The 17405-nt window shown below is 69.4% G+C and carries 16 protein-coding genes, 1 tRNA gene and 1 rRNA gene; 5 read left to right on the forward strand and 13 right to left on the reverse strand.

Going from position 1 to position 17405, the window contains the following annotated elements:
- Positions 1-443 precede the first annotated feature (443 nt).
- Complete coding sequence (locus tag BM430_RS11795; RefSeq protein ID WP_093567448.1) at positions 444-950, forward strand: SgcJ/EcaC family oxidoreductase; 507 nt, start codon at positions 444-446, stop codon at positions 948-950.
- A gap of 16 nt (positions 951-966) precedes the next feature.
- Here BM430_RS11795 and BM430_RS11800 read toward each other — a convergent pair whose 3' ends face one another.
- Positions 967-1212: a hypothetical protein gene (locus BM430_RS11800; protein WP_093567449.1), complete on the reverse strand. Its 246-nt coding sequence runs from the start codon at positions 1210-1212 to the stop codon at positions 967-969.
- Between the two features lie 431 nt (positions 1213-1643).
- Here BM430_RS11800 and BM430_RS11805 point away from each other — a divergent pair, with 431 nt between their 5' ends.
- Positions 1644-2822, forward strand: a complete 1179-nt coding sequence (locus BM430_RS11805; protein WP_093567450.1) for a methyl acetate hydrolase AcmB — start codon at positions 1644-1646, stop codon at positions 2820-2822.
- Between the two features lie 275 nt (positions 2823-3097).
- Here BM430_RS11805 and BM430_RS11810 read toward each other — a convergent pair whose 3' ends face one another.
- Positions 3098-4348: a NupC/NupG family nucleoside CNT transporter gene (locus BM430_RS11810; protein WP_093567451.1), complete on the reverse strand. Its 1251-nt coding sequence runs from the start codon at positions 4346-4348 to the stop codon at positions 3098-3100.
- A gap of 170 nt (positions 4349-4518) precedes the next feature.
- On the opposite strand from BM430_RS11810, the gene BM430_RS11815 reads away from it, so the two are divergent.
- Together BM430_RS11815 and recQ are read left to right on the forward strand one after the other, a co-directional pair.
- Positions 4519-7047 (forward strand): caspase family protein, encoded by a 2529-nt coding sequence (locus BM430_RS11815; protein ID WP_093567452.1) that lies wholly within the window; start codon positions 4519-4521, stop codon positions 7045-7047.
- A 205-nt stretch (positions 7048-7252) separates the two neighbouring features.
- On the forward strand, positions 7253-9100 hold the full coding sequence (recQ, locus tag BM430_RS11820; RefSeq protein ID WP_093567453.1) for a DNA helicase RecQ: 1848 nt from the start codon (positions 7253-7255) through the stop codon (positions 9098-9100).
- 114 nt (positions 9101-9214) lie between these two features.
- Here the strand turns inward: recQ and BM430_RS11825 are convergent, their stop codons facing one another.
- The 9 genes from BM430_RS11825 to BM430_RS11865 all read right to left on the reverse strand — a co-directional run bounded on the left by BM430_RS11825 (position 9215) and on the right by BM430_RS11865 (position 16329).
- Positions 9215-9511, reverse strand: a complete 297-nt coding sequence (locus BM430_RS11825; protein ID WP_093567454.1) for a DUF6894 family protein — start codon at positions 9509-9511, stop codon at positions 9215-9217.
- Between the two features lie 69 nt (positions 9512-9580).
- Entirely contained in the window at positions 9581-10060 is a 480-nt protein-coding gene (locus BM430_RS11830) for a Ros/MucR family transcriptional regulator (RefSeq protein WP_093567455.1), read from the reverse strand.
- 595 nt (positions 10061-10655) lie between these two features.
- Positions 10656-10913 (reverse strand): hypothetical protein, encoded by a 258-nt coding sequence (locus BM430_RS11835; protein ID WP_093567475.1) that lies wholly within the window; start codon positions 10911-10913, stop codon positions 10656-10658.
- Positions 10914-10927: 14 nt separating this feature from the next.
- A complete protein-coding gene (locus BM430_RS11840) occupies positions 10928-11698 on the reverse strand; it encodes an RlmE family RNA methyltransferase (protein ID WP_093567456.1) in 771 nt (256 codons plus the stop codon).
- A gap of 79 nt (positions 11699-11777) precedes the next feature.
- Positions 11778-12887, reverse strand: a complete 1110-nt coding sequence (locus BM430_RS11845; protein ID WP_093567457.1) for a Ppx/GppA phosphatase family protein — start codon at positions 12885-12887, stop codon at positions 11778-11780.
- 160 nt (positions 12888-13047) lie between these two features.
- Positions 13048-13890, reverse strand: coding sequence for an ABC transporter ATP-binding protein (locus BM430_RS11850; RefSeq protein WP_093567458.1), 843 nt, complete (start codon positions 13888-13890; stop codon positions 13048-13050).
- 4 nt (positions 13891-13894) lie between these two features.
- Positions 13895-14710, reverse strand: coding sequence for an ABC transporter permease (locus tag BM430_RS11855; RefSeq protein ID WP_093567459.1), 816 nt, complete (start codon positions 14708-14710; stop codon positions 13895-13897).
- Between the two features lie 7 nt (positions 14711-14717).
- Positions 14718-15710, reverse strand: coding sequence for an ABC transporter substrate-binding protein (locus tag BM430_RS11860; RefSeq protein ID WP_093567460.1), 993 nt, complete (start codon positions 15708-15710; stop codon positions 14718-14720).
- Positions 15711-15849: 139 nt separating this feature from the next.
- On the reverse strand, positions 15850-16329 hold the full coding sequence (locus tag BM430_RS11865) for a response regulator (protein WP_048427611.1): 480 nt from the start codon (positions 16327-16329) through the stop codon (positions 15850-15852).
- Between the two features lie 151 nt (positions 16330-16480).
- Between BM430_RS11865 and BM430_RS11870 the strand changes: the two genes are divergently transcribed.
- On the forward strand, positions 16481-17149 hold the full coding sequence (locus tag BM430_RS11870) for an alanyl-tRNA editing protein (protein WP_093567461.1): 669 nt from the start codon (positions 16481-16483) through the stop codon (positions 17147-17149).
- Positions 17150-17196: 47 nt separating this feature from the next.
- Here the strand turns inward: BM430_RS11870 and BM430_RS11875 are convergent.
- Positions 17197-17273 (reverse strand) — tRNA-Met (locus BM430_RS11875).
- Positions 17274-17316: 43 nt separating this feature from the next.
- A 5S ribosomal RNA gene (gene rrf, locus BM430_RS11880) occupies positions 17317-17405 on the reverse strand; the annotation flags it as partial.

Here is a 17405-nt window from a genome sequence, read left to right on the forward strand (position 1 = left end):
GCGGCGGCGCTCTTCGGCACCCAGCCCGACGACTCTCCGGGTCATCCCGGGGCTCGCCTGGAGGGCGAGAACCCGGGATCCATAACCGCTGACGATGTCGAACGAAGCGACCGGCGTTCCTCCTCATCCTGAAAGCTCAGCGGTTATGGATCCCGGGTTCCGCTGTCGCGGCCCCGGGATGACGATGGAGGGTTCGACGTCGGTCGGCCAACGCGAACAGGCGCTCAGGATGCGGCCGCACGAGGGACGCAAGATGTCGAGCAGTTAAATAGGTCGCTTATTACGTAATGTAACAGTTAAAAACCTATCGTCTTTCGCTATATAATCTGGCCTAAATCTCCGCAAAGCGGATGCCAATGCGGATCAGCGCGCTTTCTTCTCGATTACGCAACGCCGTCGCCGTACTATCCCGCTGCCGATCGCGGCAGGGGGAACGCCGAATCATGAGGACGACGATGCTCGCGGCCGCGGCCGCCGGGGCGATGATGCTTGGCATCGGGCCGGCGCGGGCCGAGGCGACGGAATGCGCGGCGGTGAGCCAGCGCCAGATCGAGGGCCTGTTCGATCGCTGGAACAAGGCGCTGGCGACGCTCGACGCGGCCAAGGTCACGGCGAACTACGCGCCCGACGCCGTGCTGCTGCCGACGGTGTCCAACATGCCGCGAACCGACCGGGCGATGATCCAGGACTACTTCGTGCACTTCCTGGAGAAGCACCCGCAGGGCGTCATCAACACCCACACGATCAAGCTCGGCTGCAACATCGCGACCGATGTCGGCACCTACACCTTCCTGATCGACGGGAAGAACCCGGGCGAGCACGTCGTGGTGCCGGCGCGCTACAGCTTCGTCTACGTGCTGCGGGACGGCGAGTGGCTGATCGCGCACCACCATTCCTCGGCGATGCCGGAGTCGGTCGTCGCCGTCACCGCCGCCGCCAAGGAGCATTGAGGCCCGCGGCGACGCCTCAATTGGCGTCGCAGGGATCGGCCTCGTCGAGATGCGCGCGCAGCGTGATCTCGCGGGTGTCGATGCCGAGCCCGGGCCGGGCCTCGCTGGTCGGCGGGCGGGTCAGCATCGTGCCCCAGAACAGCCCGGTGGCGAGAGCGAGGGCGGAGAGAGCGGTCAGGACACGCATGTCGGCCTCCTGCGGCCCATCGTCGACGGGGCCGGACTGGTCTTCGATGATCTCGATCGAGCGGGTGCGCGCCATCGGCCGGCCCGCCCCTGTGTCGCGGCCAGCAAATGGCGTATCGTCCTGAAACTCTCTCCAATCGTGCGCGATCGGATGCTTGGTCCGGCGCACCGAAGACCAGTGATCGCCCATCTGCCGAAACAAACGGGCGGAGATGCACGATCAGATCTGCTTCTTTATTCCCAAATGGCGTAAAGACAGAAGCGGGCGGCGTCATCCTTCATTCTGATGAGGCAGCGGCATAGCGTGGCCGACACCGGCTCGATGACGGGGATTTCGGGTCGTCCGCCCATCTATATTTTGAGCGAGGCAATCGTGCCCTCGTGACCGGTTCGTCTTCGGGCGCAACCTCCTCCGGGACTGACACGCCGACACTCGTCAGGGTAGGCTCGCGGCCGCCAAGAGAGCAGCCGGAACGGCAGACCAGACGAGAACCGGGAGGATACGGGATGCACGACGATCTCAAGCCGGTGGCCGACGCGATCCTGCGGCGCGGGATCGACGAGGCCCCGCACCTGGCGGGGATCGTCGCCATGGCGACCGACCGGGAGCGCACGCTCTATGCCGGTGCCGCCGGGCAGCGGGGCGAGGACGCGCCGATGACCATCGACACGGTCCTGGCGATCTTCTCCACCACCAAGGCGGTCACCGCCACCGCCGTGCTGCAGCTCGCGGAGGAGGGCCGGCTCGACCTCGACGCCCCGGCCTCGGACTACGTACCCGACCTCGACGGGATCCAGGTGCTCGAGGGTTTCTCGGAGGACGGCGCCCCGCGCCTGCGCCCGCCGGCGCGCCCGATCACCACCCGGATGCTGCTGCTGCACACGGCCGGCTTCGGCTACGACATCTTCAACGAATCCTACGCGCGGCTCCTGCGCGAGAGCAAAAGGCCGGGCGTGACCAGCGGCACCCGCGCCTCGCTGATGACGCCGCTGCTGTTCGATCCCGGCGAATCCTGGGAGTACGGCAGCAACATCGACTGGGCCGGCCAGGTGGTCGAGGCGGTGACCGGCCGGCGCCTCGGGGCGGTGATGCGGGAGCGGATCTTCGCACCGCTGGGCATGGATTCGACCGGCTTCGTCCTGACCTCCGCCATGCGCGCCCGCCTCGCGCGGATGCACCAGCGGGCCGCGGATGGCAGCCTGTCGGTCATCGCCGGCTTCGAGCTGCCGCAGGAGCCGGAGGTCGAGATGGGCGGCCACGGGCTCTACTCGACCGCCGAGGACTACCTTCGCTTCATCCGGATGTGGCTCAATGACGGCGCCGGCCCGCACGGGCCGGTGCTGCGGCCCGAGACCGTCGCGATGGCGGCGACGAACGGCCTCGGCCCCGATCTGAAGATCCGCGCCCTGCCGGGGGTGAAGCGCCACCTCTCGCACGACGCCGAGTTCTTCCCCGGAATGCCGAAATCCTGGGGGTTGAGCTTCATGATCAACGACGAGGCGGCGCCGACCGGGCGCTCGGCCGGGTCGCTTGCCTGGGCGGGGCTCGCCAACCTGTATTTCTGGATCGACCGGACCGCCGGGATCGGGGGGTTCTGGGGCACGCAACTCTTCCCCTTCGCCGATCCGACCTCGGTGGAGAATTTTTTGGAGTTCGAGACGGCGGTGTATCGGAGCCTGTCCTGAAGTTTGCAGGATTTCGGGCTATCCCATCTTGGACGTCAGAGCCTACTTGAGGCGACGGACCAAGATGAAACCCTCCGCGTCATCCCGGGGCCGCGACAGCGGAACCCGGGATCCATAACCGCTGACGGTTCAGGAAGACACGGAACGCTGGCCGCCTCGGTCTGCACCGTCGGCGGTTATGGATCCCGGGTTCTCGACTTCGTCGAGCCCCGGGATGACGCAGTGCGATGTCGGCGCGGATGCCGAATTGCTCGATTCCATTCACGAACAATCGCTCACGCCCCGATGAACACCCCGGCGATCGCCGCGCTGGTCAGGTTCGACAGGGTGCCGGCGAGGATCGCCCGGAGCCCGTAGGCCGCCACCTCCGCCCGGCGCTCGGGCACCAGGCTGCCGAAGCTCGCGAGCTGGATCGCGATCGACGACAGGTTGGCGAAGCCGCAGAGCGCGAAGCACAGGATCGCGGTGCTGCGGGGGCCGAGCTCGCCGCTCTTCAGGACCGGCGAGAGGTTGGCGTAGGCCAGGAACTCGTTGAAGGCGAGTTTTTGGCCGATGGCGCCGCCGACGAGCGTCGCCTGGTCCCACGGCACGCCCAGCAGCCAGGCGAGCGGCGCCAGCGCCCAGCCGAGCCCGCCCTCGATCGAGGCGCCCGGCATCCCGACGAGACCGCCCGCAGCGGCGACGATGCCGTTGACCAGCGCGATCAGCCCGACGAAGGCGATCAGCATCGCGCCGACCGCCACGGCGACCGCGAGGCCCTTCTGGGTGCCGTCGGCGGCGGCCTCGATCACGTTGACCGCCCGGGTCTCGCCGAAGGTGACCTGCATGGTCGTGACCTGGCTCGGCTCGGTCGAGGGCACCAGGATCTTGGCGTAGAGGAGCCCGCCGGGAATCGCCATGAACGAGGCGGCGAGCAGGTATTGCATCGGCACGCCGAGGGCGGCGTAGCCGGCGAGGATCGAGCCGGCGGTCGAGGCCGCGCCGCTCGTCATCACGGCGAACAATTCCGCGCCGGTGAGGAGCGCCAGGAACGGCCGCAGCGCCACCGCGATCTCGCTCTGCCCGATGAAGATGGTGATGACCGCCGAGAAGGTCTCGATCCGCGAGGTGCCGAGCACCCGCTGCAACGCTGCGCCCAGCGCCCGGGCGAGCGCCTGCATCACCCCGAAATGGTAGAGCACCGCGATCAGCGCCGAGACGTAGATGATCTGCGGCAGCACCCGCAGAGCCAGGACGAAGCCGCCGCCGCCGAACAATTCGAACATCTTCGGCTCGACGAGGCCGCCGAACAGGAACGCCACGCCGCGGTCGCCGTAGGACAGGACCGCCTGCACCGCGTCGGCGACGGCGCCGAGCGCGGTGCGGCCGGCGGGCCAGAACAGCACCAGGGCGCCGAGCCCGACCTGGACCGCGAGCGCCGACGCGACCACCCGCGGCCGGATCGCCCGGCGGTCGGTCGAGAACAGGATCGCGATCGCGATCAGGACCGCGATGCTGGCGGCGGCGTGGATCAGGCGGTCCGGCATGCAGTCTTCCTCTCGGTCAGGTCCCAGCAAGCCTGATGCCGCATCGTTCAGTGCCCGTTCAAGCGCGACGGTTCGAGATGGGGCACGCCATGGTCCTGCCCGAAAACGAGGCGATCCAACGCGAAACCCCGGGAACTCCCCCGATCGCCCGTCACGGGAGGGCAAACGCCATGCCGCCGCTCCGAAAGTCGCCGCTCCGACCTCTGGTTCTCGCCCTCGCGGCCCTGGCGGGCCTCGTCGCCGCCGCCCTCCCCTCGGCCGCGGCCGAGCGGCGGATCGCCCTCGTGGTCGGCAACGGCGCCTATGCGGGCGGCGCGATCCCGACCGCCGCCAACGATGCCGGCCTCGTCGCCCAGACCCTGCAGGCGGCGGGGTTCGACGTCGTCGGCGCCCGCGACCTCGACGAGGATTCCCTGCGCCGCACCTTGCGCGACTTCACCGACAAAGCCGCGGCGGCCGGCTCGGACGCGGTGGCCTTCGTGTACCTCTCCGGCTACGGCCTGCAGCTCGAGAACGAGGCCTATCTCGCGCCCGTCGACGCCCGGATCGAGACCGCCTCCGACGTGCCGCTCCAGGCCCTGCGGGTCTCGGACTACGTCAAGCGCCTCGCCGCCCTGCCGCTCAAGGCCCGATTCGTGGTGCTCGACGCCGCCCGCACGGCGCCGTTCCGCCTGCGCGGCGATCCGCTCGCCGGCGGCCTGCCGCTCGTCGAGGCCGAGCCCGGCAGCCTGATCGCCTACAACGCCGCCCCCGGCACCGTCGGCCCGGCCGAGACCGGCCCCTACGGGGCTTACGCGCTGGCGCTGGTCGAGATGATCCGCGAAGGGGGGCTCGCCCCCGCCGCCCTGTTCGAGCGGGTGCGGCTGCGGGTGGCGGAGGCGACAAGCGGGGCCGAGGTGCCGTGGAGCGCGTCGCGCATCGACGCGCCGTTCCTGTTCCTGGAGCGGGAGGCCGGGGCGCCGTCGCTCGCCGGGTTCGAGCCGCCGCAGAAGCCCCTGGGCGAGATCGGCGCGCGCGAGGCCTACGCCGCCTGCCTCGGCCGCGACACCTTGGCGGGCTACGAGGACTTCGTCGCCGCCTATCCGCGCGACCCGTTGGCCAAGCGGGTCCGGGCGATCATCGCGGCCCGCCGCGAGGCCCTGACCTGGCGGCGCAGCGCGCTCGCCAACACGCCGGAGGCCTACTGGTCCTATCTCGGCCGCTATCCCCGTGGTCCGCATGCGTGGGACGCCCGCCGGCGCCTCACGGCGCTCGCCGCCGCCTTCGCGCCGCCGCCGGATTTCCGCGTGCTCGCCTACGACGTGCCGCCGCCCCCGCCCGACGAGGTGATCTACGTCGAGCGGCCGGCGCTCTTTCTCGACGACCCTGTCTACGCCCTGCCGCCGCCGCCCGTCGCCTTCCTGCCGCCGCGGCCGACCATGCTGGTCGAGCTGGCCCCGCCCCCGCCGCCGGTCGAGGCCTACCTCCTGCCGGTGCCCGCCTACGTCCCGGTGCCCACCTACGTGGTCGCGCCCCCGTCCGTATTGCCGCCGCCGAACCCGGTGCTGTTCCAGAACCTGCACGTCCAGAACATCACGGTCGTGAACGAGCACGCCCCCGAGCCGGCGCCGCCCGGCGCGGGCCGCCTCGCGCCGGTGGCCGGTGCGGTCGCCGGCGCGGCGCTCGGGGCCGCCGCGGCCCGGGTCGCCCTGCCGCCCGCCATCGCCCAGAAGGCGGCCTTGCGGCCGGATCTCCCGGGCGCACCAGGACAAGGAGCACCGGGACAAGCAGCGCCGGGCCAGATCCCGCGCGCCGGCGGGCCGGTGGGCGGCGTGCCGCCCGGCGCGGCGGCCCTGCGGCCGAGCCTGCCCGGGCAGCCCCTGCCCGGCCAGATCCCGGCTCCCAATCCGGCCGGGGCGCGGCCGAATCCCGTGCAGGCGCTGCCCGGTGCGGGCGGCACGCCGCTGCCGGCCGTCGCCGGCCGGCCCGCCGGTCCCCAGCCGGTCGGGCGGCCCGTCGGGCTCGGCCAGATTCCAGGGCAGGCTCCGAATCAGGCTGCCGGCCAGACTCCCGGGCAGGCGCCCGGCCGTTTCCCGCCCGCCGCCGCGCAACCGGCGGGGCCGCCCCCGGTCGCCGGGAGGCCCGGCCAGCCCGCCCTCGCCGCCCGCCCCCCGCAGGGACCGGCGGCCGCAGCGGCTCCCCAAGGCTTGCAGCCTCAAGGCTTGCAGCCCCAAGGCTCGCAGCTTCAAGGCTTGCAGCCTCAAGGCGTGCGACCGCCGGTCGTGCCCTCGCGCCCGGTCCAGCCGCCCCGGATGGTCGCCCCCGCGCAAGCCCCGCGGCCGGCGATGCAGCCCCAGCAGGCGGCACAGCCACCCCGCATGGCGGCTCCCGCCCGGGCGCCGCGGCCGGATGACGGCTTGCAGCGGATGCGGATGGAGCAGGCGGCGCGCCAGCAGGCGATGCAGCGCCAGCAGATGATGCAGGCGCAGCAGGCCCAGGCCCGCCAGCGGTTCGAGGGCCAGCAGATGATGCAGCGCCAGCAGCAGCAGATGCAGGACGCGATGCGGCGCCAGCAGGCCCAGGCCCTGCGCCAGCCGCAGATGATGGCGCCGCGGCCCCAGCCGATGCCGCCCCATCCGCAAGCCGCGCCGCGCCCGGCCCCCCACGCCCCTCCGCCGGGCCACGGCTGCGGGCATCCGGGCGGCCCGCCCTGCCGGTAGGGACGCGACACCGTCCCGGGCCGGCGCCGGCCGGCCGCTCCCGTCTTGCTCGCGCCCGCCCTCGTCGCCAATTTACCAGCCAGCCGGTCCATCGTCCGGGCGCGGATGTCGAGCGACAGGGGGCGCGTTCCTGTATAGACACCGGCGCCGATCCATCGACACGCCTCGCGCCCCGTCGCGAGGCCGCGCGGAGCCATCGAACATCATGACAGACCGCCTCGACGAGGCCCGCGCCGCGCTCCGAAAGACCTTCGGCTACGAGGATTTCCGTCCCGGCCAGGCCGAGGTGATCGGCGCCGTGCTCGACGGGCGCGACGTCTTCGCGGTGATGCCGACGGGCTCGGGCAAGTCGATGACCTACCAGCTCCCCGCCCTGGTGGAGCAGTCGCTGACCGTGGTCGTCTCGCCCCTGATCGCGCTGATGCACGATCAGGTGAAGCAGATGGAGGGGTTCGGCATCGCGGCCGGCACCCTCAATTCGACAGTCTCGGAATCGAGCGCCCGCGAGACCTGGCGCGGCATCCGCTCAGGATCGTTGCGCCTGCTCTTCGTCTCGCCCGAGCGGCTGCTGATGGAGGGCCTGATCGAGGCGCTGCAGGGCGCCGGCGTCCGGCGGCTGGCGGTCGACGAGGCCCACTGCGTCTCGCAATGGGGCCACGACTTCCGGCCCGAATACCGCGATCTCGCGCGCGCGCGCGAGGCGCTCGGCGACGTGCAGACCGTGGCGCTGACCGCAACGGCCGACGCCGCGACCCGGGCCGACATCTCCGAGCGGCTGTTTCCCCGCGGCCGCAAGCCGGAGCTGTTCGTCCACTCCTTCGACCGGCCGAACATCCGCCTGACCTTCGCGCCGAAGGAGCACCCGACGCGCCAGCTCTCCCGTTTCCTGCGCCCGCGCAAGGCCGAGAGCGGCATCATCTACTGCTCCTCCCGCAAGCGCACCGAGCAGATCGCCGAGATCCTGCAACAGGACGGCTTCAACGCGCTCGCCTACCATGCCGGCCTCGACCAGACCGTCCGGATGCGCAACCAGGACACCTTCCTCCAGGAGGACGGCGTCGTGGTGGTGGCGACGGTGGCCTTCGGCATGGGCATCAACAAGCCGGACGTGCGCTACGTCTGCCACGCCGACATGCCCTCGACGATCGAGAGCTACTACCAGGAGATCGGCCGCGCCGGCCGCGACGGGCTGCCGGCCGACACGCTCACCCTCTACGGCCTCGACGACATGGCGCTCCGCCGGCGCCAGATCGACGAGAAGGAGGTGCCGGACGACCGCCGACGGGTCGAGCGCCGCAAGCTCGAGGCGATGATCGGGCTCTGCGAGGGCGCGACCTGCCGGCGCCAGTCGCTGCTCGGCTATTTCGGCGAGCAGAGCGAGCCGTGCGGGCGCTGCGACCTGTGCCGCGGCGGCGTCTCCCTCATCGACGGCACGGTGGCGGCGCAGAAGGTTCTGTCCGCGGTGGTGCGCACCGGCCAGCGCTTCGGCGCCGCCTATATCTGCGACCTCGTCCACGGCAAGGAGAGCGACCAGATCCGCCGCAACGGCCACGCCCAGCTCAAGACCTTCGGGGTCGGATCGGACAAGCCGGTGGCGGCCTGGCGGGCGATCCTGCGCCAGCTCTTCGCGGCCGGCGCCGTGGCGGAGAACGGCGACGGCTATGGCGGCCTGTCCCTCACCGACAAGGGCGAGGCGATCCTGTTCGGCCGCGAGCCGGTGAGCTTGCGCCCCGATCCCGAGCCGAAGGCCCCGAAGGAGCGCCGCCGCGGCTCGACCGACCGCGACGACACGCTCGGCCTGTCGGAGGCCGACGAGGCCCTGTTCCAGCACCTGCGGGGCCTGCGCGCGACGCTCGCCCGCCAGGAGGGCGTCGCCGCCTACATGATCTTTCCCGACCGGACGCTCATCGAGATGGCACGCTCCAAGCCCGTCGACCTCTGGGCGCTGCGCTCGGTCCACGGGGTGGGCGAGCGCAAGCGGGACGCCTACGGGCAGCCCTTCGTCGAGGCGGTGGCGGAGTTCCTGGCGGATGCGGCGAAGCGGGCGGGGTGAGCGGGCGCGGCGTCGTCGGATCCCGCTATCCCGGATGTCGTCGTCCCTCTTGCGGCCCGGAGCGGGACGTAGCCCTTCGTCCGTACCCGAGGAGCATGTACGGAAAACCTCTCTTCAGATGAGAAAGACAAGTCCCGCTTGATCGAAATCTTCCGCCAACGGCGGCGTGTCCTCCCCCAGCCAGATGCTGGAGAAGGTCAAGGTGGCCGTGAGAACGGTCAGATTGCTCGTGTTGCGGACGAGTATCGTCAAGGCCTGCCGATCCCCTTCCCTTGGTACGACATCTCGCGCAGTCGCTGGCAGGGCGGCCATCGCTTCGGCCCTGATCGCATCCGAATCACGACACTCCATGCCGACCTCGTCCCGGGTGAGGTACTGTCCATCGTGAACATCAAAATAGTATCTCGGCATTGCTTGTCTCGGGCATAGAGCCAACATTAGTTATCGATAGGCAATTGTGCGCCAAATGAAGAACGCGGATTAGTGCTTATAGCGACATTTTAGTGCGCGAAGCTGAATTTGCGTTTTGATGTTCGCTTCCTGAGCGATAGTCGGTTTGCGACGGATTCGACCCAGTCCGATACGCTTGGCGTAGCTGGAACACCGCGCTGCGTAATTGACGGCGACCATCGGGTAGTCGGGCGGCAGATCCCATTTGCGGCGGTACTGGTCGGGGGTAAGTCCATGCGATGCCAAGTGGCGCTTGAGCGCCTTGTAGGGTTTTCCGTCTTCCAGACTAATGATGTGATCGGGGGTAACCGTCCCTTCGATTGGGACGATAGGTATGAACTTACGTTCGAGAGGCGCTATTCCTGCACACAGCTTCGCCAATCGTGCGTGAGTTGCCGCAATACGACTCGTCAAATCGGATACCGAAACGGTCTTCCTCGTGGCGTAGGTGTCGACGATATCACAGGCGAGACCGGTGATATTCGTATCCTTGAAAGGGAAATCATCCATGTGAGCGGGTCAAGCTATTGATTTTCGGCAGAAAATACGACTATTTCTTATTTAGAATAAGTCAAGTATAGGCACTCCGCGTTATATCGAATTGCGCGGAGAGACAAATCATAAATACGATAGGTTGTTTCGCCGGCGCGACCCATCGCTGTGGTTGCGGCAACCTGACCCCACACCTCGCGGGGAACGGCAGCGCCCCGTGCGGACGTCGCATCGAGCCACGCTCACGACGCGACGGCCCGCGCCTCATACGATTTCCGATTGATCGCTTCGCGATGCGGAAATCGGCTTCGCTCAGGTGCCGCGCGGGCTGGTGATACCATTTCCGGAAGTAATCTTCCGGAAATGGTATCACAGGGCAGACAGGGACTGGGTGAGGTCACCGGAACAGATCGACCAGTCGGCGATCCGGTCATCGCCAGGCACTTGCTCTCCCTGACCGGGGGCGCGAGATGTGGAACGGCCGCAAGGGATTGAAATCAGCTACTCACGCAGCCAAGCTGATAAGAATTGGAACCGCAGATCCGCTCCTCCATGCAAGAGGAGGAGCGCGCTTACCCTAGAGGGGTCAGGATGGCCCGATTGCCGTCATTGTCTATGCTTGGCGCGCTCGAAAATCCCGCAGGGTGGCCCGCACACGCTCCTGGAGCGTCGCCTCCGACAACGGCCCCGTCACGACGAGGCTCGCCACCACCTCCGGATGCTTCAACCGCTGCTTCGGCGTGCGGGCGTGATTCGCCACCCGCACCTGCCCCCCGGCACCGGGCAGCCCGAAGTAGAAGCTCTCGCCCCGCGTCCCCTGCCCGATCTCGAAAAATCCCTCCGCCAGGAGGAGCGCCCGGGCGCGATCCATCGCCGCCGCCGGGGTCACGGCCGCCAGCCCGCCTCGTCCTCCTCATCACCGTCATCGGTCTCGCGATACGGCCCGTCGGTCGCCTCGGCCCCGCGATAGCCGGTCGCCAGTACGTAGAGCTCGCTCGAATCCGCCCGGCTCGCCGCCGGCTTGACGTGGCGCACGGCGGAAAAATCGCGCTTCAGGTCGGCGAGCAGGCCACCCTCGGTGCCGCCCTGCAGCACCTTGGCGAGGTAGGTGCCGCCCGGCGCCAGGATCTCGCGGGCAAAGGCCAGCGCCGTCTCGGCGAGCCCCATGATGCGCAGGTGGTCGGTCTTCTTGTGGCCGGTGGCGTTGGCGGCCATGTCCGACATCACCACGTCGGCCGGCCCGCCCAGCATCTCGGTGAGGAGCCCCGGCGCGGTCGGATCGAGGAAGTCGAGGGTGACGAAGTCGACGCCCGGCATCGGCTCGATCTCGAGGAGGTCGATGCCGACCACCCGGCCGCGCGGCGTCGGTGCGCCCGGATGGCTGCCGACCTTGGCCGCCGCCACCTGCGACCAGCCGCCGGGCGCCGCGCCGAGATCGACCACCCGCTGGCCGGGCTTGAGCAGCCGGAAGCGGTCGTCGATCTCCATGAGCTTGAAGGCCGCCCGCGAGCGATAGCCCTCGCGCTTGGCGCGGGCCACGTAGGGATCGTTGAGCTGGCGCTCCAGCCAGATCTTGGAGGAGACCGTGCGCCCGCGCGCGGTCTTGACCCGCTGCTTCAGGTCGCCCCGGACGCCGCCGCCGCGACGATCGCTCATATGCCTTGACCTTCGATGATCGAAATCTTGCAAGGCAGATGACGCCCCGGGCTGACATGCGCAAGCCCGGAACGCCGTGTCAGCCCGGCCGCACGCCCCGGCGCCAGACCCCGTCCTCGCGCATCATGTTCATCAAGAGCCCCTCGCGCAGGCCGCGATCGGCGATGCGCAGGCGCTCGGACGGGAAGGCGCGGCGGATCGCCTCCAGGATGGCGCAGCCGGCGAGCACCAGATCGGCCCGGTCGCGACCGATGCAGGGATTCTGCGCCCGGTCCGACAGCCGCGTGGCGAGCAGGCCGTCGATGGCGTCGGTCACCTCGCGGTCGCGCATCCACAGCCCGTCGATCCGCCGCCGGTCGTAGCGCGGCAGGCGCAGATGGGTGGCGGCGAGCGTCGTCACCGTGCCGGAGGTGCCGAGGAGGTGGAAGTTCGGCGCGTGCGCGGCCGCGCCCGCGATCAGCGCGAATTTGGTCAGACGGTCGGCGACCTCCTCGACCATGCCCTCGAAGACCGGGCGGGTCACGTCGGCCCCGCCGTAGCGCTCGGCCAGGGTGACCACTCCGACGGGGAGCGAGTCCCAGGCGCGGATGCGCAGGGTCGGGTCGGCACTGCGGGCGAGGGCGGCCGAGCCGTCGAGCCAGACGATCTCGGTCGAGCCGCCGCCGATGTCGAAGATCACCACCGATTCGGCGTGCCGGTCGGCGAGCGCCGCGCATCCGGTGACCGCCAGATAGGCCTCGGTGCGCCGGTCCACCACTTCGAGGTCGAGGCCGACCTCGCGGTGCACCCGGTCGACGAAGGCCGGGCCGTTCACCGCGAGCCGGCAGGCCGCGGTAGCGATCGACTTCGCCCGCACCACCCCGCGGGAGCGCATCTTGCCGAGGCAGACCGCCAGCGCGTCGACGGTGCGCTCGATCGCGCCGTCGCTCAGGCGGTCGGTGCTGCCCAATCCTTCGCCGAGCCGCACGATGCGCGAGAAGGCGTCGATCACCCGGAACCCGTAGGGCGCCGGTTCGGCGATCAGGAGCCGGCAATTGTTGGTGCCGAGATCGAGCGCCGCGTAGGCGCGCCGGTCCGGGCGACGTGGAGGATCATCCCCCGCCGGGTGCGGCGGAGGCGCGGTCGCGCGCGCTGTCTCGGCGTACTCCGCGGCGCGCGCCGGCACGGAGACGACCGTCTCATCCCTCATCGGCCGTGCCGATATCCCTCACATCCGCACCCTCGCGGGGCGAAAAGTCCATCACATGATGGGGAGCTTACGTGGCTCCGGGCGGAACGCAAAGCCGCGATCGTGCCGCGGCCGCCGCCCCATCACCGGGGTAATCCCGATGTCCGCCAACGAATTGTGGTCAATCGACCGCCGTCCCGTGCAGCTCGGCCTGGGTGAAGCGCTGCTGCTCCTCCATCACCAGCCCGGCGAGTTCGCGCTTCAGCGCGTTGAACTCGGCCGAGGCCGTGTCGCGGGGGCGGGCGAGCGGCACGATCAGGTCGCGCTTCATCCGGCCCGGGCGGTAGGTGAGCACGACGATGCGGTCGGCGAGGTAGATCGCCTCCTCGATCGAGTGGGTCACGAACACGATCGTCTTGCGGTACTCGGCCCAGATCCGCAGCAACTCGTCCTGGAGCGTGCGCCGGGTCAGCGCGTCGAGGGCACCGAACGGCTCGTCCATCAGCATCACCGGCGGATCGAGGGCCAGGATGCGGGCGATGGCGACGCGCTGGCGCATGCCGCCGGACAAGTCCTTGGGGAAGCGGCCGAGGAAGTCCGACAGGCCGAGCTTGTCCGCGATCCGGGCGACGACCGCGTCGGCCTCCCCCCGCGCCGCGCCCTTGATGTCGAGGCCGAAGCGGATGTTCTGCTCCACCGTCATCCAGGGAAACAGGGCGTATTCCTGGAAGACCATACCCCGGTCAGGGCCCGGATCGACGACCGGACGACCCGCCATCCGGATCTCGCCAGTCGTGAGGGGCGAGAATCCCGCGATAGCGTTGAGCAGGGTGGACTTGCCGCAGCCCGAGGGCCCGAGCAGGCAGACGAACTGCCCGCTCGGGATCGCGGCGGTGACGTCCTCGAGCGCCACCACGGCGCCCGCGCCGGTGCCGAACACCTTCGAGGCGTGGTCGATCGTGATCTCGGCGGCGGCCGGCGCGGAGCGGTGGACAGGCTCGGGCTTGCGGAGCGGTGCGGTCATGGGGTCAGCGCTCCAGGCCGCGGTGCCAGCGCAGCAGGTGATCGTTGAAGCGCGACATCGCGCCGTCGATGACGAGGCCGAGGATGCCGATCGTCAGCATGCCGCCGATGATCTTGTCCGACCACATGTATTCCCGCGCCTCGAGGATCCGGTAGCCGAGCCCGTCCGACACCGCGATCATCTCGGCGACGATCACCACGATGAAGGCGGTGCCGATGCCGATGCGCATGCCGGCGAGGACGAACGGACTCGCCGCCGGCAGGATCACCCGCCGGAACATCGTCCAGGAATTCGCACCCAGGTTGCGCGCCGCGCGGATATAGATCGAATCGACCTGGCGCACCCCCGCCACCGTGTTCACGAGGACCGGGAAGAAGGTGCCGAGCGCGATCAGGAACAGGGCCGGCGGGTTGCCGAGGCCGAACCACACGATGGCGAGCGGGATGTAGGCGATCGGCGGAATCGGCCGCAGGATCTGCAGCAGCGGATTGACGAGGCCGTAGAGCCGGTCGCTCGTGCCCATCAGCAGGCCGACCGGGAGGGCGAGGCCGACGCCGATGGCGAAGCCCGCGATCACCCGGCCGAGGCTCGCCACCGCGTCGTGCGGCAGCTCGCCCGAGACCAGCCAGGCGGCGTAGCTCTGGCTCGCCGGATCGTAGGGCAGGGCCGGGATCAGGCTGGCGAACCAGCGCGAGGCCACCGCGCTCGGCGGCGGCAGCACCACGGCGGAGAACAGGCCGGCCCGGCTGGCGAGCTCCCAAAGGATCAGGAGCCCGACCGGCAGCAGCGCGCCGCGGAAGGCGGAGAGGCGGGTCACGATGCGGAGCTCAGTTCGTCTTCGTGGTCGATTTGGCGCCGAGCTCGGCCTTCGCCTTCTCGAGCAGGTCGAGCTTGACCCATTCGGCGTCGCCCTTCGGCGGATTGACCATCTTGCCGAGGCCGTATTTGTGCATCAGGTCCGCGGTGACCTGCATGTGGCCGGCCGGCATGTCGTAGGTGTAATCCGCGTTCTCCATCGAATCGCGGAAATCCTTGCTGCTGAGCTGGCCCTTGAAGACCTGCTCGCGGACGTACTTTTCCGCCAGGTCCGGCTTCTCGATGAAGGTCTTGGTCGCCTCCACGAACAGTTTCAGCACCCGGGCGGCGATCTCGGGCTTCTCGGTGTACATCTTCTCGGTCATGACCAGCGGGCGGTACGGCACGCCGACCGGGGTGTCGTAGGGCTTGACGATCTCGTAGCCCCAGCCGTTCGAGATGGCCTGCGTCGATTGCGGCTCGCTCTGGCAGATCACGTCGACGTATTTCTGGGCGAGCGCCTGGTTCAGGTCGGCGTAGTTGTTGAAGTAGACGAGCTGGACGTCCTTGCCCGCCCGCTCGGACCAGGTCAGGCCGTTCTTCTCCAGCTCGGCCAGCAGCATCAGGTCCTGGGTGCCGCCGCGCACCACCGCGACCTTCTTGCCCTTCACGTCGGCCAGGGTCTTGGCGCCGAGATCAGGCCGGCCGAGGATGCGCACGCCGCCATTGGCGAAGCCCGCCACCACCAGGAGCTTCACGCCGTTGCCGCGCGCCGCCACCGCGCCGTCGGCGCCCGAGGCCGCGATGTCGATCTGGTCGACGGCCATCGCCGGGTAGATGTCGGCGCCCTTGGCGAACTGCTTCTCGTCGATCTTCAGGTTATACTTCGCGGCGATCTCCTTCATGTAGGAGATCGCGCCGTAATGGGCGAATTTCAGGTTGCCGAGACGCACGACGTCCTGGGCGGCGGCCGGGCCGGAGATGGCTGCTAGAACGGCAGCGACGGCGGCGAGGCGCGTGAGCATGCTTCTCTCCCTGATCCGTCCGGACGGCGGGAGCGCCCGGTTTGGAACGGGATACTGGACAAAGGTCGGGCCGGCCGAAAGCAGGATTACCGGGGAAGAGATAAGACTTTAGACTCGCGGATTAACTCGCGACGAAGCCTCAGAGCATGCCCTTGACGGCGGCCGCCGCAGCCAGGCGCGGCTGCGGCCGCAGCAGGCTCTTGACCTGCGAGAACGGCCGCGGCCGGTTGATCACCTCGTCGAGGCGCGACCACAGGGTCTTGGGCGAGAACGGCTTGGCGATGATCTCGTTGACGCCGAGATTGATCGCCCGGTCGACCACGTTCCGGCGCGGCTGTGCCAGCATCAGGATGATCGGCACGGTCGGCGCCGGCGAGGTCGCCGGGGTGCGCGCGAGTCGGATGAACTCTTCGCCGGAGAGGATCGCCAGATCCCAGTCGAGCACAACGAGGTCGGGCTTGCTCTCGGCGAGCACGCCCAGCGCCTCGGCGCCGTCCGGCGCCTCGAGCAGGCGCTTGATGCCGACGCGCATCAGCATGTCGCGCACGATACGGCGGATATAGAGGCTCTCGTCGACCACGAGGGCCGAGAGGTCCGGGAAGGTCGGGGTGGCGATCATCGCGGGCTCGGACGCGGAACTGATCCGGAGGATAGGCCCGGCACTCCTGCGCCTTCGCTAACCGAGATGGTTAACGTTTACCAAAACCTCGACGGCGGCGCGGCGACGCGCCAATGTCGCGCTTCCCGCCTCAGAGTGTGATAAGGCCCCCATGCCCACCGAACTCCTCTTCCGCGACGACGCCTATTTCCGCGAAGCAGAGGCTCGCATCGTTGCGGCGGACGATACCGGTCTCGTCCTCGACCGGACCCTGTTCTACGCGCAGGGCGGCGGCCAGCCCGGCGACCGCGGCCACGTGGTGCGGGCGGATGGAACCGAGATCGCGGTTCTCGACACCGTCTACGGTCCCGACAAGAGCACGATTCTGCATCGCGTCGCCCCGGGCATGGTCCTGCCGGCGCCGGGCGAGACGGTGCGCCTCGTCCTCGACTGGCCTCTGCGCCACGCCCGCATGCGGGTGCACACGGCTCTGCACCTGCTGTCGGTCGCCCTCCCCTACCCGGTCACCGGCGGTTCGATCGGCGACGGCGAGGGCCGGCTCGACTTCGACATCCCGGATGCCGGTCTCGACAAGGAGGCGGTGACGACGCGCTGGATCAGCGACGAGGAGCTGCTGGCCAATCCCGGCCTCGTCAAGACGATGTCGGTGAAGCCGCCGATCGGCAGCGGCCGGGTGCGTCTGGTGGCGATCGAGGGCCTCGACCTCCAGCCCTGCGGCGGCACCCATGTCGCCCGGACGGGTGAGATCGGTACCGCCACCGTCACGGCGATCGAGAAGAAGGGCAAGCAGAACCGCCGCGTACGGCTGTCGCTGAGCTGAACGCGAGAAAGCCCGCCAGCTTTCGCTGACGGGCTTGTTCATGTGGTTGGTTGCGGGGACAGGATTTGAACCTGTGACCTTCAGGTTATGAGCCTGACGAGCTACCGGGCTGCTCCACCCCGCGCCAGGGTGTGTTCGCGATGAGGGAAGGTGTGCGTGCTTGGCAGGTCTGGCGGTGACCGACTCTCCCGTGTCTTGAGACACAGTACCATAGGCGCTGGGGCGGTTAACGGCCGAGTTCGAGATGGGATCGGGT

This window comes from Methylobacterium sp. 174MFSha1.1, from assembly GCF_900116815.1.
In the GTDB taxonomy this organism is placed as follows: domain Bacteria; phylum Pseudomonadota; class Alphaproteobacteria; order Rhizobiales; family Beijerinckiaceae; genus Methylobacterium.